This window comes from Vannielia litorea (assembly GCF_019801175.1).
GTDB lineage: Bacteria > Pseudomonadota > Alphaproteobacteria > Rhodobacterales > Rhodobacteraceae > Vannielia > Vannielia litorea_B.
In genome coordinates this window covers 1,299,380-1,315,940 of the sequence record NZ_JAHVJR010000001.1, presented here as the reverse complement: position 1 = coordinate 1,315,940, position 16,561 = coordinate 1,299,380, and the positions used below count along the sequence as shown (strand labels likewise).

Sequence of the window (16,561 nt, the reverse complement as noted above, 5' to 3'; positions counted from 1 at the left end):
CTCAAGCTGCGCAATCAGGCCGCAGCGCCGCCAAAACAACGGGCGGACCCCCTTGTTTGCACCGCAAATCCCCCATCACCCGCCCGCCGCGCTTGACCCAAGCCGCACCGCCCTGAACCCTCATGGCATTTCAAAGGAGAATTGCCATGACATCCCCATTCGACATCTGGGCTCCCATCCTCCGCGCCCCCTTTTCCGGCGATGTGACCCAAGAGATCACCCCCCGGTTTCTCTCGCCCGAGATCGAGGGCATCCCCGAGATCGAACAGCGCGTACAGACCGAGGTCGCCAGCTACGGCAAGCAACTCGGCAAGGTGCTGGAGGCGCTTCAGGCGCTCTCCGCCGCGACGGGCACCCCGCTGCCCGAGATCGACAAGCTGGTGGCAGGTGTCGAGACGGTGAAGGCGAAGAGCCGGGAAGAGTACCGGGCCGAAGCCGTCGCCGCCCTCGACCGTCTCCGCAGCGTCGACGAACCCGCCTGGCGCGCTCTGACGGCGTAAACCGCGGACCGCCCGACCCCCTAAAAAGCAAAGGCGCGAGGTCTCCCCCGCGCCCGTAGTGTGGGCAACCTGCCCACCGATCAAAGCGATCCGATCAGGCCGCCACAGCCGCGTTCGCCTCTTTCAGCCAGGCCAGCACGGTCTCGGGGGAGGACACGCCATAGGGGTCTTCACCGTGGTTGTCGCAGAGGCCCGGCTCCTCGAACCACGCTTCCACCACGCCGTCCTTCACCACGGCGGCATAGCGCCACGAGCGCAGGCCGAAACCGAGGTTGTCCTTGCGCACCAGCATGCCCATGCGGCGGGTGAACTCGCCCGACCCATCGGGGATCACGGCCACGTTCTCCAGCCCCTGCGCCTTGGCCCACTGGTTCATCACGAAGCTGTCGTTCACGCTCATGCAGTAGATCGCATCCACGCCCTCGGCGGCAAAATCGGCAAAGCCGTTCTCGAAACCGGGCAGCTGGTAGGTGGAGCAGGTGGGGGTGAAGGCGCCGGGCAGGGAGAACAGCACAACGCGCTTGCCGCCAAAGTAATCGGCGGTGGTCTTGTCTTCCCAGCGGAACGGGTTGGGGCCGCCCACGGCCTCGTCGCGGACCCGGGTGTGGAAGGTGACGTCAGGAAGTTTCATTCCGGTTTTCATGGGCTTGCCTCGCAAAGTTCATCCAGCCAGACCCATAGGAGGGCACCGACCGGACCTGTTTCATCCGATCTGCCACCCCGTCGGGGCAGCGCTCCTCCTGCGGTCTGCCTAGAACGATTCCAACTGCCCCGCAACCGCCCCGCACCCAGCCCTGCGCCCTGTGCATGGCTCACCCCCCAAGCCCTTTCCCCGGCGCAACTCTGGCGCTATCTATGGGGCAAACGCGCCCCGAAAGGCCAAGCCAGATGAACGACCAATCCCCGCCCCGCCTGCGCCACCCCGAGAAGGCCCGCAAGCCGGACAATCCGCAGCCCCGCAAGCCTGAGTGGATCCGGGTCAAGGCGCCCACGTCCAAGGGCTACCACGAGACCGCCAAGATCATGCGGGAGAACCGGCTCACCACCGTGTGCGAAGAGGCCGGATGCCCCAACGTGGGCGAGTGCTGGAGCCAGGGCCACGCGACCATGATGATCATGGGCGAGGTCTGCACCCGCGCCTGCACCTTCTGCAACATTGCCACAGGCAAGCCGCCCGAGGCGCTCGACGTGTTCGAACCGGGCCGGGTGGCCGATGCGGTAAAGAAGCTGGGGCTGAACCACGTGGTCATCACGAGCGTAGACCGGGATGACGTGGAAGATGGCGGCGCCGAGCATTTTGCCATGACCATCCGCGCCATCCGCAAGCAGGCGCCCGGCACCACCATCGAGATCCTGACGCCCGATTTCATCCGCTCCACGCCCGATGCGCTGGATGTGGTCGTCGCGGCCAAGCCCGATGTTTTCAACCACAACCTCGAGACCGTCCCCGGCCTCTACCCCGAGGTGCGCCCCGGCGCGCGCTACTTCCACAGCTTGCGTCTGCTGCAACGGGTGAAGGAGCTGGACCCGACGATGTTCACCAAATCCGGCATCATGGTTGGCCTCGGTGAAGACAAGCAGGCGGTCATGCAGGTGATGGATGACATGCGCGCTGCCGACATCGACTTTCTGACCATCGGCCAATACCTCCAGCCCACGCCCAAGCACCACCGGGTGGACCGTTTCGTGACCCCCGAGGAGTTTGCCGCCTATGAAAAGGCCGCATGGGGCAAGGGCTTCTCGATGGTTTCGGCCACGCCGCTCACCCGCTCCAGCTACCACGCGGGGGATGACTTTGCCCGCCTGCGCGAGAACCGGCTGAAGAAGCTGGGGATGGCGTGACGCTGCCCCGCCGCGCCGCGCCGGGGCTGCCCGGCATGGCACTTTGCCTCGCGCTGGCGCTTCCGGCCACGGCCCAAGGCACCGGCGCGGGCTGGACGGTCAGCAATGACCCTAGCCATGCCACCTGCACCGCGGCGCTCACCTCCGATGACGGCGCGGCGCTGGCCATCACCGCTCCTGCGGTGGCCGAGGCCAGCCCAGACACGCCGCCCTTCCGCCTCGATCTCTGGCTTTCTGCCGGCCTGCGCGAGCTGCTCCCGCTGCCCGATGGCGCCACCGCCATGGCCTTCCGCCCGGCAGGCGCCGCCGCCGTCCAGCTCGAAGGCACGCTCGAGCCCGATGCCGCCTTCTGGCGCTTCTCGCACGCCTTCGCTTCGGTGCAGGACGCCGCCCGCTTCATGCTCGCCACCCGCGCCGGGCGGCTGACGATCTTTCATCCCGAGGCGGGTGTTCTGGCTGGTTTCGTGACCGAGGACGGGGCCGAAGAGGCGCTCGCCCTGCTGCTCGCCTGTGATCCCGGCCCGGAAGGCTCGCAATGAAGAAAAGTCTCGTTGCCCTGCTGGCCGTCATCCTTACGGCTCCCGCCGCGCAGGCCGAGGGCTGGACGCTCATTGAGCGCCCCGCCGCCGGGACCGGGGCGGGCGAATGCGCGCTCACCGCAACGGCCGACAATGGCGCCACCATCGAGCTTTCTATGTTCGATGCCGCACGGCGCAAATCCCGCTTCACCCTGATGATGCGGCTCGCCAAGGGCACCCGGGCCACCATCGGCGTGCCCGATGGCAAAACCTTTCTCTCCTTCGCCTCGCTGGGCGAAAAGAGCACGCCGATCACGGGCAAGCTCCGCAGTTGGGACGATCACGGGAGCTTCGTGCATTTCTTCGCGAGCCTCGATGACATGGAGCACTTCGTAAGCGAGATCTTCAAAGGCCCCACCGTCTTTGTGGCCCAGCCCGATGCCACCCCCCATGTCGAGCTGCTGGCCCGCTTCGCCGTGAGTGAAAGCGACAAGGCGATGAAGCGGCTCCTCTCCTGCAACTTCATGCCATAGGCCCCAATGACCACCGAGACCAAAGCCGCCGAACTGCTGCACCTGCGGGGCCAGACCCTCGCCAAGGGCGACCCCATCGCGCCGCCGATCACGCTCGCCTCGATGTATCACCTGCCGGGCACGCCGGGCGGGGTGCCCGGCTACGGCCGCGCCGAGCAGCCCACGTGGGAGGCGACCGAGCACCTTCTGAGCCATCTGGAGGAGGCCCCCGCGTTGCTTTTCCCCTCCGGCATGGGCGCGATCTCCGCCGCGCTTTTCGCCACGCTGAAGGCAGGGGACAAGCTGCTGGTGCCGTCCGACGGCTACTACAACGTGCGGAAGCTGGGCGACGAATTCCTGAAAGGCCTTGGGGTGGAGGTGGTCGAGCGCCCCACCAAGGGCTTTGCCGAGGCTGGGTTCGAGGGGTTCGCGGTGGTCTTCATCGAAACCCCTTCCAACCCCGGACTCGACCTCATTGACCTCGTCGCCACCTGCGCGGCCGTGCGCGGGGCAGGGGGGGTGACCGTGGTAGACAACACCACCATGACCCCGCTCGGCCAGCGCCCGCTGGACCTTGGCGCCGATGTCGTGGTCGCCTCCGACACCAAGGCCCCGGGCGGCCATTCCGACAATCTCATGGGCCATGTCGCGTCGCGCGATGCGACGCTGATGGAGCGCGGGCGCGCGTGGCGCACCGTGGCCGGCGGCATCCCTGGCCCATTCGAGGCCTGGTTGCTTCACCGGTCGCTGGAAACCCTGCACCTGCGCTTCGCCGCCATGTGCGCCAACGCCGAGGCCCTCGCCCCGCGCCTCGCCGCCCACCCGGCTATCTCGACCTGCCGCTACCCCGGCCTGCCCGATGACCCCTCGCACAACCTCGCCTCCGCGCAGATGGCGACAAACGGGTTCCTGATCGGGCTGACACTCGCAGATGAGGCCTACGCCGAGCGATTCATCGACAGCTGCCCCTTCCTCCGCCCCGCCACCTCCTTCGGTGGAGTCCATTCCTCCGCCGAGCGCCGCGCGCGCTGGGGCGATGCGGTGGCGCCGGGCTTTGTCCGGCTCTCGGTCGGCACGGAGCCGGTGGAGCCGCTTTGGGCCGCGCTAAAAGAGGCTTTGGATAGCGTTTGAGGCGGCTGGTTGGAGTGGGGGGGCACCCCCCCACACCGCGCCTTTTAGTGGGGGGCCAGCCCCCCACACCCCCCGGAGATATTTGAACCAAGATGAAGATGAGGGTCGGGGCAAAATGACCGTGGTCAGTTCTCTATCGGCGGGACAACCTTGAGATAAGCCGCAATTGCCGCGCGGTCCTCGTCCGTCAGCTTGGCGGTGCTTTCGACCACCGTGGCCATCTCGCCACCCGCGGTGTCGAACTCGGGCGTGAAGCCACTTTTCAGGTATTCGGCAATATCACCCTCCGACCAGTCCAGCTTGCCCGGTGTGATGTTGGGGATGCGCCCCTTGCCGTCGGGCGAGGGCGCGCCGGCGAGCCATTCGCCCGTCCAGCCGCCAAGGGCGTTTCGCGGGCTGTGGCACTCGCCGCAATGGGCCAGCGTCTCCACAAGATAGCGCCCGCGCGTCTGTTCTTCGGTCAGGTCACCCTCCACCTGCCAGCCGCCGCGCATGAAGAGCAGCTTCCAGCCGCCGAGGCTGCGGCGGATGTTGAACGGAAAGCCCACCTCATGGGCCTGGCTCGGCGTGCTGTCGGCGGGCAGGGTGCCGATATAGGCGTGAATGTCGGCCACGTCCTGCAGCGCCATGCCGTCATAGGAATTGTAGGGGAAGGCGGGGTAAAGATGCTCGCCGCCCCGGCCCACGCCCTTGGTCATCGCGCGGGCGAGGTCGTGCAGACTCCAGCCGCCGATGCCTTCATCTCCGGGCGAGATGTTGGGCGCAAGGAACGTGCCGAAGGGAGAGGGGAACTTCTGCCCGCCCGCCAGCACCAGCCGCGCCTCGCCCTCAGCGCCCGGTGCCGCGTGGCAATTGGAGCATCCGGCAGCCCAGAACAGGCCCTCACCGCGCGCCGGGTCGCCCTCGAGCCCGGCCAGCGCCTCTTCATCCACGTCACCGGGGATGGTCACGACCCAAAACACGGCGGCGCCCACCAGCGCCGCCGCAATCAGCCATCTGAAGATCGGATGCATTTACTCTTCCGGCGCGCGGTAGACCTTGTGGCAGCCGCCGCAGGCACCGCCGAGCGCGCCCATCGAGGCCTGCACCGCCTGAAGCCCCTCACCGGTGGCCGCCTGCGCAGTTTCGATCGCGGCGATCAGCTCAACGCCCTTGGCCTTGAAGTCATCGTAGTCCGCCCAGATCTCGGGCAGGGCGCGGCTGTCATCGACCGACATGCTGTCGATCCCCTCTTCCCACATCTCGTCGGCGGTCACCTTCACCGCGGCCTCGTGCAGCGCCTCGGCGGCGGTGGCGGCAGCGGTGCCATCAAAATCCATCTCGCCCTTGGCCATCTTGCCCAAGACCCCGAGGTTCTGGCCCATCACCTTCATCAGGTCTTCGCGGGCCTTCTGCTGCTCCATCGCATGGCCTGCGCCGAACGCCGCGCTCGCGGCAAGGGATGCAGCCAGAATAAGGCTGATGCGCTTCGCTGTGGTCTTCATGAAATCCTCCAACTGCTGGTTCTACGCGCCGGAAAAGCTCATGCCCCGGCACTCACTGGCTATGTTCGGCCCGCAGCCCGAGGGTGCGGTCCCTCCGAGACTGGCCTCCGCCCCTACGTTACGGCAAGCAGTTTCTCGCGCCCCGGCTCCAACTCGCTCAGATGTTATCTGCGTGACATGAAAATGACTGTCATCTCCGCCCCTTGGCGCGGTTTTGCTTTTCTCGGGGCAGGTGGCTGTTACACTCCGTGGGATTTCAGACCGCGTATTCAAGGAGCCACCTGCATGAAGCAATTTCTCCCCGCCGCCCTCTGCCTGCTCGCCGCGCCCCTCGCGGCGCAAACTGATGACGAGGTCGAGAAGGCGCGGCAGGCCTATAACGACGGGCACTGGGAGCTGGCCCTCACCGTACTGATCCCCGCCGCCGAGGCCGGGAACGCGGATGCCCAGAACGTCTACGCCATTGCCCTGAAGGACGGTGAAGGCACCGAGGCCGACCCGCAAGCCGCGATCGAATGGTATGAGAAGGCCGTGGCCCAAGGCCATCAGAAGGCGATGAACAACCTTGCGCACCTCTACCAATGGGGCGTGGGCGATGTGGCCCCCGATCACGAGAAGGCCCGCGCGCTTTACCAGCAGGCGCTGGATTCGGGCTATGGCGCGGCGGGCAACGGCATGGGGCTGATTTACGAATACGGCCAAGGGGTCGAAAAGGACCTGGCCAAGGCCGCCGAGTTCTACGCCATCGGCGCCGAGGCGGGCGAGCGCAATGCCGCCTACAACCTCGCCAACTTCTACCGCACCGGGCAGGGCGTGGAGGAAGACATGGGCAAGGCGCTGGAGTTCTACACCGAATCCGCCCTCCTCGGGCACGCCCCTGCGTGGAACGCGGTGGGCCTCTTCAACCAGCACGGCATGGTCGGCGAGCCCAACCCCGAGGCCGCCTATCTCGCCTTCCGCATGGCGGTGGATGGCGGGCTCGGCCTCGCCGGCATCAACCTTGGCGAATTTGTCACCGCCACCCCCGGCTGGTGGCAGGATCCAGTGCAGGGCTACGGCTACTGCCTCTGGGGCATCAACAACGCCGCCGATGCAGATCGTGACGGCTTCATCCAGACCTGCGAGCCGCTGGTCGAATACCTCTCGGTCGAGGAGGAAGACGCGGCCAAGCGCTTTGCCGAGGGCATCAACGCAGCGGATTGACCGTCGCAACTGTGATCACAGCGCCGCGCGGTCGCGAAAGGTTCCTCGGCCTATGTCATCTGAGATGCGCATGGAATGTGCATCAGTTGTGTATCACTTCTGCATGGGCGCTGCAGCGGGATTAACGCCGCCTGTTAATGCATTCTGCAGCCAGCGCCCTATGCCTCTTCGGTGAACCGGACCTTGCCGATGAAGGGCAGGTCGCGGTTGCGCTGCGCATAGTCGATCCCGTAGCCCACGACAAATTCATCCGGGATGTCGAAGCCTATGAAATCAGCGGCAAAATCCACTTCCCGGCGCGAGGGTTTGTCGAGCAGGGCGATGGTGCGCAGCTTGGCGGGCTCGCGCGCCTTCAGCATGTGGATCACGTGATGCAGGGTGAACCCGGTATCCACGATATCTTCCACCACGAGCACATCGCGCCCATGAATTTCGCCGCGCAAGTCTTTGAGAATGCGTACTTCCTTGCTGCTCTCCATCGCGTCGCCATAGCTTGACGCCTCGATGAAATCCACTTCCAGCGGCAGGTCCATCTCGCGCACGAGGTCGGCGATGAACACAAAGGAGCCGCGCAACAGGCCGATCACCACCAGCTTGTCGGTGCCCTTGAACTCGGCCTCGATCCTGCGGGCCAGCTCCTCGATCTTCGCGGCAATCGCCTTGGCCGAGATCATCTGATCGATGACATACGGTCGCTGCGGCATGTGTCCCCCTTGCATTCTCCAGCGCGTTGGGGCTCATCATGGCGCAATCCGACCCGATGATACAGGCCTCATGACCCGTCACGCAGAGACCCGCCAACTCCCTTATTCCGCTCAGGAAATGTACGATCTGGTCGCCGATGTGGCCAACTACCCCAAGTTCCTGCCCTGGACCGCCGCAGCCCGCGTGCGCTCCCGCAAGCCGGTCGCCCCGGAGGAGCTGGAGCACGGCCAGCAGCGCTTCGGCCGCTGCGAGATCATGGAGGCCGATCTCGTCATTTCGTTTAAGGTTTTTCGTGAGACCTTTCTGAGCAGGGTCTGGCTCTTTCCCGACTCAAAACGGATCGAAACCCGCTACATCGACGGGCCGTTCAAGCACATGCGCTCGGTCTGGCAGTTCAAGGATGTGAAGGGCGGCTGCGAGGTTCACTTCGAGGTCGACTTCGAATTCAAGAACCGGATTCTGCAAGGCGCGGCCGGGATGTTCTTCAACGAGGCCATGCAGCGCATCGTGCGGGCCTTTGAAGGGCGGGCAGAGGCGCTCTACGGGGTGAAGAAAGGCGCGTAAGAGGCTGTTATTGCGGAGATAGCTTGGAAATCATGAGCCGCAGCGCACGGTTAACAGTTGCTTGCCGCACCGTACTCCTGCCGATCGCACCAAACTCGACCGTCTCTGTGATCACAAACTGATCCCACGCCAGCCCAAAGCACACCCGCCCCTCCGGCTTGTGCTCCGACCCGCCCGGCCCGGCGATGCCCGTGACCGAGACGGCAAGGGTCGCCTGCGAGCGGGCAAGGGCACCTTTCGCCATCTCGGCAGCCACCTCCTCAGACACCGCCCCATGGGCCTCAAGCGTCTGATTTTCCACACCCAGCATCTCGCGCTTGGCGGCGTTGGAGTAGGTCACGAAGCCCCGGTCGAATACGTCCGACGAGCCCGGCACCTCGGTGATTGCCCCCGCAATCAACCCGCCGGTGCAGCTTTCTGCCGTGGCGAGCATCGCACCGGATTTACGCGCGGTTTCAAGTAGTTCTGCAGCGATGTTCACATCAGAACCCCATGCGCCAGCCCGGCCAGCGCGATAACCACCACCGCCGCAAACACCCCGGCGATCACGTCATCCAGCATGACCCCCAGCGCATCCCCCCGCCGGTCGGCCCAGCCCACGAGCAGCGGTTTCCAGATGTCGAACAGCCGGAAGAACACGAAGGCCGCCACCCAGCCTGGCCACAGCCGATACAGCTCCGCGCCCATCATCGACGCACCGTAAATCACTGGAAACAGGGCAATCCACTGGCCCGCGACCTCGTCGATCACGATCTCCGAGGGGTCATGGTCAGCCTTGCCCCGCGTCTCCTCCGCCGTGGCCCAGAGCCCCAGCGCGAAAACGGTGAGCGTTGCCAGCACCAGCCCCCAGAAGCCCGCAACATAGGCCACCGCATAGCCTGCGGGCAGCGCGGCCAACGAGCCCCATGTGCCGGGGGCAGGGCGGAGGTGGCCGACCCAGAAAAACGTTGCGATCCCGTGTGTTAGTGCATTCATTTCGGCACCAGAACAACCGTGGCCATCGCCGCGATCCCTTCTTCCCGCCCGGTAAACCCGAGCCGCTCCGAGGTGGTCGCCTTGACCGAGACCCGTCCCACATCGCACCCCATAATCCGCGCCATCTCGCCCCGCATCGCCTGCGCCTGCGGCCCGATCTTCGGGCGCTCACAGATCAGCGTGAGATCCACATTGCCAAGGGCAAACCCGCGCTCACCGGCCAAACCCACCGCATGCTTGAGAAAAATCTCGCTCGCCGCGCCCTTCCACTGCGGATCACTGGGCGGGAAATGCTGCCCGATGTCGCCCTCGGCCAGTGCGCCATAGATCGCATCCGTCAACGCATGCATCCCCACATCGGCATCCGAATGCCCCTGCAGCCCGCGCCCGTGCGGCACCTGAACGCCGCAGAGCACCACATGGTCTCCGGGGCCAAAGCGATGCACGTCAAACCCGTTGCCAACCCGGATATCCATCTGATCTTCCTTCAAAACCCGCTCCGCGCGGGCAAAGTCCTCGGGGTGGGTCACCTTCAGGTTCCGCTCCTCGCCCGCCACCAGTGCCACCTCGATCCCCGCCGCCAGCGCCACCTCAACATCATCCGCCGCTTCGCCATGAAACGCCTCATGCGCTGCGCGGATCGGTGCCAGCGCAAACCCCTGCGGCGTCTGCGCCCGCCACAGCCCGTCGCGCGGCTGCACTCCGGTCACCCGCGCGCCTTCGGCCCGCCAGAGGGCATCGGTCACCGCCAACGCAGGGGCCGCGCCATCGGCATCTTCCAGCGCCTGAATCACACGTGAAATCAGCGCCTTCGACACCATCGGCCTCGCGCCATCATGGATGAGCACATGGCTCGCCTCTTCGGGCAACGCGGCCAACCCCGCCGCCACCGATCCGGCCCGGCTCTCGGCACCGACCACCCGCGACACGCCGTCCGGCAGGGCGGCCTCGGCGAGGGCTTCATCCTCCGCCCCGATCACCACCGACACGCTTGCCACTTTTTCATGCGCGGCGAAAACACCCACCGTGCGGGCCAGTAACGGCATGCCGCCAAGGCTCTGGTATTGTTTGGGAATGGCGCCACCCGCACGGGTTCCGCGCCCGGCGGCGACGATCAATGCGGCGATATGCGGGCTGCGGTTTTGCACAGCACCGCTCTACGCTTTGCCGGAACGAGGGGCAACACAAAGCGGTTTCTTCCCAGCGCACGCCTAAAAATTCATCGCTTTGCGTCTGACCCTGAAAAACCCCACCCCTAGGCTTTGCATTCCGGGGCAATCCATCGGATATGTAGCAAGCGTTGCACAAGGATTAAGCATTTGTCCGTTTCCGTGGCAAACCTGACACTTGACCCGCCGGTCCTGCTCGCCCCGCTCGCGGGCATCACCGACCTGCCGTTCCGGCAGTTGGTTGCGCGGTTCGGCGCGGGGCTTGTGGTGTCGGAAATGGTCGCCAGTCAGGAGATGGTGCAGGCCAAGCCCGGCGTGCGGGAGAAGGCCGAACTCGGCTACGGCGAACAGGCCACCTCGATCCAGCTGGCAGGCCGCGACGCGACTTGGATGGCCCGCGCCGCCGCGATGGTTGAAGAAAACGGCGCGCAGATCATCGACATCAACATGGGCTGCCCGGCCAAAAAGGTCACCGGCGGGCTCTCCGGCTCGGCCCTGATGAAAGATCTCGACCACGCGCTCACGCTGATCGAGGCCGTGGTGGGCGCCGTCAGCGTGCCGGTCACGCTCAAATGCCGCCTTGGCTGGGATGACGGCCAGATCAACGCACCTGAGCTTGCCGCGCGCGCCGAGCAGGCTGGGGTGCAGATGGTCACCGTCCACGGCCGCACCCGCTGCCAGTTTTACAAGGGCCGCGCCGATTGGACTGCGATCCGGGCGGTAAAAGAGGCGGTCTCGATCCCGGTTATCGCCAATGGCGACATCGTCGACGCCGACTCGGCTCGCGCCGCGCTGGAGGCCTCGGGCGCCGATGGCGTCATGGTCGGGCGCGGGGCGCAGGGCGCGCCGTGGCGGCTGGCCGAGATTGCCCATGCGTTGGGGCAGGGGCCAGCACCGAGCATTCCACAGGGCGCGGACCTTGCCGCGATGATCCTCGATCATTACGACGCGATGATCGCCTTCTATGGTGAGGCCCTCGGCAACCGCACCGCCCGCAAGCACCTCGGCTGGTACATGGATGCCAGCGGCACGCCGCCCGGCTTGCGCCGTATGGTGCTCACCGAGGCAGACCCGGCCAAGGTGCGCGCTCTCATCGCCGAAATTCCCGCCCGCCAGAGCGAGGCCGCCTGATGATGGAAGACGATCTCATCTGGGTGTCGCTGCCGGTTCCGGCGATCCTGCTCGACGACAAGGACCAGATCGCCGACATTAACCCGGCTGCCGAGACCTTTCTGAACACCTCCCTGCGCTCGCTCCAGGGCCACCATGTGTGGGACAAGATCATGGTCGCCGCGCCGCTCGAGGGCGGCTTCGAACGTGTCCGCAAGAACCAGGCCGCGCTCTTCGTGAACGATGTCGATCTCGGCACGGGCGAGCGCCCGCCGGTTCACTGCAACCTGCAAATCGCCCCGCTCAACGATGACAGCAAACGCCTCATCATGCTGATTTCGCCGCGCGAGATCGCAGGCAAGCTGGGCCGTGCGCATTCGGTTCAGGCCACGGCCAAGAGCGCCATCGGCATGGCCGAGATGCTGGCGCATGAAATCAAGAACCCGCTCGCGGGCATCACCGGGGCGGCGCAGCTCATCTCGATGAACCTGCCCAAATCCGAGCTGGAGCTGACCGATCTGATCGTGGCCGAGAGCCGCCGCATCGTGAAGCTCCTAGAGCAGGTCGAGCAGTTCGGCAATGTGCGCCCGCCGCTGATGCGTCCGGTAAACATTCACGATATCCTCGATCGCGCCCGCAAATCCGCCGAGGTGGGTTTTGCCGCCAGCATCAAGTTTAGTGATGATTATGACCCCTCGCTGCCGCCCACGCTGGGCGATGCCGACCAGTTGCTTCAGGTCTTCCTGAACCTTTTGAAGAACGCCGCCGAGGCGTCTGAGAAGCTGGGGCCGGAGCATGAGGGCACGATCAAGATCCGCACCTTCTACGACCTGTCCCTGCGCCTGCGCGGCAAGGACGGGCGCGGGGCGGCGGTGCCGCTACAGGTCGAGATCACCGACAACGGGCCGGGGCTGCCCGAGGAGATCGCCGACGAGATCTTCGAGCCCTTTGTCTCAGGCCGTGAAAACGGCACCGGCCTCGGTCTGGCGCTGGTGAGCAAGATCATCGGCGAGCACAACGGCTGGATTCAGGTGGATTCGGTGCCGGGCAAAACGGTTTTCAGGGTGTCGCTGCAGGTGGCGCCCGACTTGAGCAATAGTGAATACTACTAGGAGCTAGTCGCGATGGACGGAACGGTACTGGTCGCAGATGACGATCGCACGATACGCACGGTGCTCACCCAGGCGCTGACCCGCGCCGGTTGCCGCGTTCACGCCACCTCGTCGCTGGTCACGCTCATGCGCTGGGTCGAGGAGGGCAAGGGCGACCTGGTGATCTCCGACGTGGTCATGCCGGATGGCAACGGTCTGGAAACGCTGCCAAAAATCTCCGCCGAGCGGCCCGGTCTGCCGGTGATCGTGATCTCGGCGCAGAACACGATCATGACTGCCATTCAGGCCGCCGAGGCCGAGGCCTATGACTATCTGCCCAAGCCTTTTGACCTGCCTGACCTGATGAAGCGCGCCGCCCGCGCGCTGGAGAGCAAGCGGCGGCTGGCCTCGCAGAAGGCCGACACCACGGAGGCGCCCCAGTCTGACAGCGATCTGCCTCTGGTGGGGCGCACGCCGCAGATGCAGGGGCTGTATCGGTTGGTTGCAAAGGTCATGAACACTGACCTTCCGGTGCTGATCACGGGTGAGAGCGGAACTGGCAAGTCCCTGATTGCACGTGCTATTCATGACTTTTCCGACCGGCGCACGCTGCCCTTCGTGGTGGTGTCTCCGAGTGACCTTCAGGGCGCTGATGGTCCGGCTCAAGTGGTTGCCCGGGCGCGAGGTGGCTCGATCCTTTTCGATGAAATCGCTGATCTCGACGATGAGGCGCAGGGCCGTATCGTGCGGATGCTCGATGCTTTCGGCGATTCCGCGCCACGCGTCATGAGCACCTCGCAGGGCAACCTGATGGAGCGGATGGAGGGCGGCGGCTTCCGACAGGATCTGTTCTACCGGCTCGGCGGCGTCACCATCAACGTGCCCGCCCTCCGCGAACGGGTCGATGACATCCCGCTGCTGGCCGAGCACTTTCTGGCCCGCTCCGAGCAGGGCAGCGCCCCGCGCCGTATCGCCGGGCCTGCGATGGACCTGATCCGCGCCTACAGCTGGCCGGGCAACGTGCGGCAGTTGGAAAACACCGTGCGCCGCCTCGTGGTGACCGCCACCGAAGAGCAGATCGGCCTCGCGGATGTGGAGGCGGTGCTTTCCTCCCAGCCCGAGATCGAGCCGCTGGTAGGCGGCGGCGATGGCGAGAAGCTCTCAGCCTCGGTCGCCAAGCACCTGCGCCGCTACTTCGACCTGCATGGCGGCGCACTCCCCCCGCCGGGCCTCTACACTCGCATTCTCAAGGAGGTTGAACTGCCTCTGATCGAGATCGCGCTCGATGCCACGGGCGGCAATCAGGCCAAATGCGCCGATTTGCTGGGCATCAACCGAAATACCCTCCGCAAGAAGATAAATGACCTCGATATTCAGGTGACACGCCGTCGCAAATTGATGTAAAAGGGCAACAGAGCCGTGGCAGAGGGGTCTCAGGCCTCCGTTGAGATCACGGGATATGGCGGTATGTCCCCTCGGGGGCACAAGATATGTGAGGCACGCGGTGGGGTCCTCCGCACGAGCGTTTGGGTGGGAACGCCTTGTTAAACTGCGTAGATTGCGCCGTTTGCGCAACGCGGCGACGCTCGCGTTGGTGGTTCTTGGCCCTGCGCTGGCAATCGGAACATACCTGACACTCGGCCCCTTCGGGCAGGGTGCTAACTCGCCCGCGCTCCGGGCGATTCTTCTTGCTGACATCGTCTATGTGCTCATCGTCGCGGCGCTGGTGCTGTGGCAGGTGGGCAAGCTGGTGGCCGCCCGCCGCCGCAAGTCCGCCGGCTCCCGGCTGCACCTCCGCCTGACCGGCGTGTTCGCGCTGATCGCCGCCGTGCCCACGGTGCTTGTTGCCGTCTTCGCGGGCCTCACCATCAACCTCGGCCTCGAAAGCTGGTTCTCCGACCGAGTGCGCGAGGTGGTCGGGGCGTCGCTGGAGGCCGCACAGGCTTACAAGGAGGAGCACCGGCGGGATCTCGAGCAGGATGCCACCGTTCTCGCGGGCTACCTCAATGTCGCCCGCGCGGCCCGAGGCGCGGTGAGTGACGGCCAGATCCGGCAGGTGCTGGGGCAGGGGCAGGCGCAAGTGCAGCGCGGCCTCCGAGAGGCCTTCGTGATCGACAGCACCGGCGAGATCCGCGCGCGCGGCGAACGCAGCTATCTCTTCGATTTCGAGAAGCCCACAGAGACAGAGATGCAGGCCGCCCGCGAAGGCGAGACGGTGATCATCGAGGACTGGGCTAACAGTGAATTCCGCGCGCTTCTGCGGCTCAACGCCTTCCCCGACAGGTTCCTATACGTCTCCCGCGAGGTGGACGGCCAGCTGCTGAGCCTTCTCGATGACACTGAGGAGACGGTGACAGTTTACAACCAACTCGAGCAGGAGCGCGGGCGCAGGTTGTTTGAATTCGGCGTTATTTACCTGGGCTTTGCGGTGATCCTCATCCTCGCCTCGGTCTGGCTCGGCCTCTGGTTTGCCGAGCGCTTGAGCCGCCCTGTAGGCCGCCTCACCGGCGCCGCGCAACGGGTGGGTGAAGGCGACCTCGACGTGCGGGTAATTGAGGAATCCGGCGACGATGAAATCGCCATGCTGGGCCGGATCTTCAACCAGATGACCCGGCAGCTGAAAGGCCAGCGCGACCGGCTGCTCGACAACTCCGCCCGGATCGAAGAGCGCCGCCGCCTGTTTGAGCAGGTGCTCTCTTCCGTCACGGCTGGGGTGATCGGGCTGGATCCGGCAGGGCAGGTTGAGTTCATGAACCGCTCCGCGCTCGCGCTGCTCGACCTCAACGACGAGAGCGATCCGCATGTGGCGGTTGGCAAGGCCGTCCCCGAGTTTGCGGGGCTTCTCGAACGGCTGAGAACCGGCGAAAAAGAGATCGCCCGCGAAGAAATCCGGCTAAACCGCAAAGGTAAGTTGGAAACGCTGCTGGTCCGCATGGCCCGGCGGCGCGGGGAAGAAGGCGAGATCGAGGGCTACGTGGTTGCCTTCGATGACGTGTCTGAACTGGTGACGGCCCAGCGGATGGCAGCCTGGGGCGACGTGGCTCGCCGCATTGCCCATGAAATCAAGAACCCGCTGACCCCGATCCAGCTTTCCGCCGAACGCATCCGCCGCAAGTTTACGCCAATGGCGGGCGATGAGGCGGAAAGCCTCGATCAGCTCACTGGTGTGATCGTTCGCCAGACCGGTGACCTGCGTCGCATCGTCGACGAGTTCTCCAAGTTCGCCCGTATGCCCGAACCTGACCGCAAGCCGGTAGATCTTTCTGCCGTACTTCGCGATGCCGTGCTGCTCCAACGCGAGAGCCAGGGCGAGGCGCTGAAATATGAGGATGAAACCGGCGGTGTGGTGGCTGATCTCGATGAGACCATGGTCAGCCAGGCGCTGATCAACCTGATCAAGAACGCGGGCGAAGCCATTGAGAGCCTTCAGGAAAAAGGCGCGCCCGAGGGCCACGTGCCGGAAGTGCGCGTTCGGCTCTTTACCGAAGGTTCCGAAGCCGTGGTGGAAGTGGCCGACAATGGCATCGGCCTGCCAGAAGACCGGGGCCGCCTGTTCGAGCCCTATGTGACGACCCGAGAAAAGGGCACCGGCCTCGGCCTGCCCATCGTGAAGAAAATCATCGAAGAACATGGCGGCAGCCTTGATCTCACCGATGCCGAGCCGTTCACGGAGGGCGCCCATGCCGGGGCGCTCGCCGTGGTTCGACTTCCGCGCAGCGTCGAGATCAGTGCGGCCGCCGAATGACGAGAGAGAGGA

18 protein-coding genes are annotated in these 16,561 nt (G+C 65.4%); 11 read left to right on the top strand and 7 right to left on the bottom strand.

Going from position 1 to position 16,561, the window contains the following annotated elements; genetic code table 11:
- The first annotated feature begins 146 nt into the window (after positions 1-146).
- Positions 147-500, top strand: a complete 354-nt coding sequence (locus KUV38_RS06480) for a hypothetical protein (RefSeq protein ID WP_222469264.1) — start codon at positions 147-149, stop codon at positions 498-500.
- A 94-nt stretch (positions 501-594) separates the two neighbouring features.
- Here KUV38_RS06480 and KUV38_RS06475 read toward each other — a convergent pair whose 3' ends face one another.
- Positions 595-1,143: a peroxiredoxin gene (locus tag KUV38_RS06475; RefSeq protein ID WP_222469263.1), complete on the bottom strand. Its 549-nt coding sequence runs from the start codon at positions 1,141-1,143 to the stop codon at positions 595-597.
- A gap of 245 nt (positions 1,144-1,388) precedes the next feature.
- On the opposite strand from KUV38_RS06475, the gene lipA reads away from it, so the two are divergent.
- The 4 genes from lipA to KUV38_RS06455 are packed head-to-tail and all read left to right on the top strand — an operon-like array spanning position 1,389 to position 4,503.
- Positions 1,389-2,342, top strand: coding sequence for a lipoyl synthase (gene lipA, locus KUV38_RS06470; RefSeq protein WP_222469262.1), 954 nt, complete (start codon positions 1,389-1,391; stop codon positions 2,340-2,342).
- On the top strand, positions 2,339-2,881 hold the full coding sequence (locus KUV38_RS06465; protein WP_222469261.1) for a hypothetical protein: 543 nt from the start codon (positions 2,339-2,341) through the stop codon (positions 2,879-2,881). Before lipA ends, KUV38_RS06465 begins: the two co-directional genes overlap by 4 nt.
- Entirely contained in the window at positions 2,878-3,393 is a 516-nt protein-coding gene (locus KUV38_RS06460) for a hypothetical protein (RefSeq protein WP_222469260.1), read from the top strand. The genes KUV38_RS06465 and KUV38_RS06460 overlap by 4 nt, the downstream gene beginning before the upstream one ends.
- Before the next feature lie 6 nt (positions 3,394-3,399).
- On the top strand, positions 3,400-4,503 hold the full coding sequence (locus KUV38_RS06455) for a cystathionine gamma-lyase (protein ID WP_222469259.1): 1,104 nt from the start codon (positions 3,400-3,402) through the stop codon (positions 4,501-4,503).
- Positions 4,504-4,628: 125 nt separating this feature from the next.
- On the opposite strand, the gene KUV38_RS06450 is transcribed toward KUV38_RS06455, so the two are convergent.
- Together KUV38_RS06450 and KUV38_RS06445 are read right to left on the bottom strand one after the other, a co-directional pair.
- Positions 4,629-5,516: a c-type cytochrome gene (locus KUV38_RS06450; protein ID WP_222469258.1), complete on the bottom strand. Its 888-nt coding sequence runs from the start codon at positions 5,514-5,516 to the stop codon at positions 4,629-4,631.
- Positions 5,517-5,987 (bottom strand): cytochrome c, encoded by a 471-nt coding sequence (locus KUV38_RS06445; protein ID WP_222469257.1) that lies wholly within the window; start codon positions 5,985-5,987, stop codon positions 5,517-5,519.
- Positions 5,988-6,272: 285 nt separating this feature from the next.
- Between KUV38_RS06445 and KUV38_RS06440 the strand changes: the two genes are divergently transcribed.
- The gene (locus KUV38_RS06440; RefSeq protein WP_222469256.1) at positions 6,273-7,190 is read left to right on the top strand and encodes a tetratricopeptide repeat protein; all 918 of its coding nucleotides are present in this window, start codon (positions 6,273-6,275) and stop codon (positions 7,188-7,190) included.
- 158 nt (positions 7,191-7,348) lie between these two features.
- Here KUV38_RS06440 and hpt read toward each other — a convergent pair whose 3' ends face one another.
- Positions 7,349-7,894: a hypoxanthine phosphoribosyltransferase gene (gene hpt / locus KUV38_RS06435; protein WP_222469255.1), complete on the bottom strand. Its 546-nt coding sequence runs from the start codon at positions 7,892-7,894 to the stop codon at positions 7,349-7,351.
- A gap of 70 nt (positions 7,895-7,964) precedes the next feature.
- Between hpt and KUV38_RS06430 the strand changes: the two genes are divergently transcribed.
- Positions 7,965-8,459: a type II toxin-antitoxin system RatA family toxin gene (locus KUV38_RS06430; RefSeq protein ID WP_222469254.1), complete on the top strand. Its 495-nt coding sequence runs from the start codon at positions 7,965-7,967 to the stop codon at positions 8,457-8,459.
- A 7-nt stretch (positions 8,460-8,466) separates the two neighbouring features.
- Here KUV38_RS06430 and KUV38_RS06425 read toward each other — a convergent pair whose 3' ends face one another.
- The 3 genes from KUV38_RS06425 to KUV38_RS06415 are packed head-to-tail and all read right to left on the bottom strand — an operon-like array spanning position 8,467 to position 10,582.
- Positions 8,467-8,940, bottom strand: a complete 474-nt coding sequence (locus KUV38_RS06425; RefSeq protein ID WP_222469253.1) for a CinA family protein — start codon at positions 8,938-8,940, stop codon at positions 8,467-8,469.
- Positions 8,937-9,434 carry a phosphatidylglycerophosphatase A gene (locus KUV38_RS06420; protein WP_222469252.1) on the bottom strand — a complete coding sequence of 166 codons (498 nt, stop codon included), beginning with the start codon at positions 9,432-9,434 and terminating at the stop codon, positions 8,937-8,939. Before KUV38_RS06420 ends, KUV38_RS06425 begins: the two co-directional genes overlap by 4 nt.
- Positions 9,431-10,582 (bottom strand): bifunctional 2-C-methyl-D-erythritol 4-phosphate cytidylyltransferase/2-C-methyl-D-erythritol 2,4-cyclodiphosphate synthase, encoded by a 1,152-nt coding sequence (locus KUV38_RS06415; protein WP_315898601.1) that lies wholly within the window; start codon positions 10,580-10,582, stop codon positions 9,431-9,433. Before KUV38_RS06415 ends, KUV38_RS06420 begins: the two co-directional genes overlap by 4 nt.
- A gap of 171 nt (positions 10,583-10,753) precedes the next feature.
- Here KUV38_RS06415 and dusB point away from each other — a divergent pair, with 171 nt between their 5' ends.
- The 4 genes from dusB to KUV38_RS06395 are packed head-to-tail and all read left to right on the top strand — an operon-like array spanning position 10,754 to position 16,549.
- Positions 10,754-11,734, top strand: coding sequence for a tRNA dihydrouridine synthase DusB (dusB, locus tag KUV38_RS06410; protein ID WP_222469251.1), 981 nt, complete (start codon positions 10,754-10,756; stop codon positions 11,732-11,734).
- Positions 11,734-12,825 carry a two-component system sensor histidine kinase NtrB gene (locus KUV38_RS06405; RefSeq protein ID WP_222469250.1) on the top strand — a complete coding sequence of 364 codons (1,092 nt, stop codon included), beginning with the start codon at positions 11,734-11,736 and terminating at the stop codon, positions 12,823-12,825. Before dusB ends, KUV38_RS06405 begins: the two co-directional genes overlap by 1 nt.
- Before the next feature lie 12 nt (positions 12,826-12,837).
- Complete coding sequence (locus KUV38_RS06400) at positions 12,838-14,208, top strand: response regulator (RefSeq protein ID WP_222469249.1); 1,371 nt, start codon at positions 12,838-12,840, stop codon at positions 14,206-14,208.
- Between the two features lie 55 nt (positions 14,209-14,263).
- Positions 14,264-16,549 carry a sensor histidine kinase gene (locus KUV38_RS06395; RefSeq protein ID WP_222469248.1) on the top strand — a complete coding sequence of 762 codons (2,286 nt, stop codon included), beginning with the start codon at positions 14,264-14,266 and terminating at the stop codon, positions 16,547-16,549.
- Positions 16,550-16,561 lie beyond the last annotated feature (12 nt).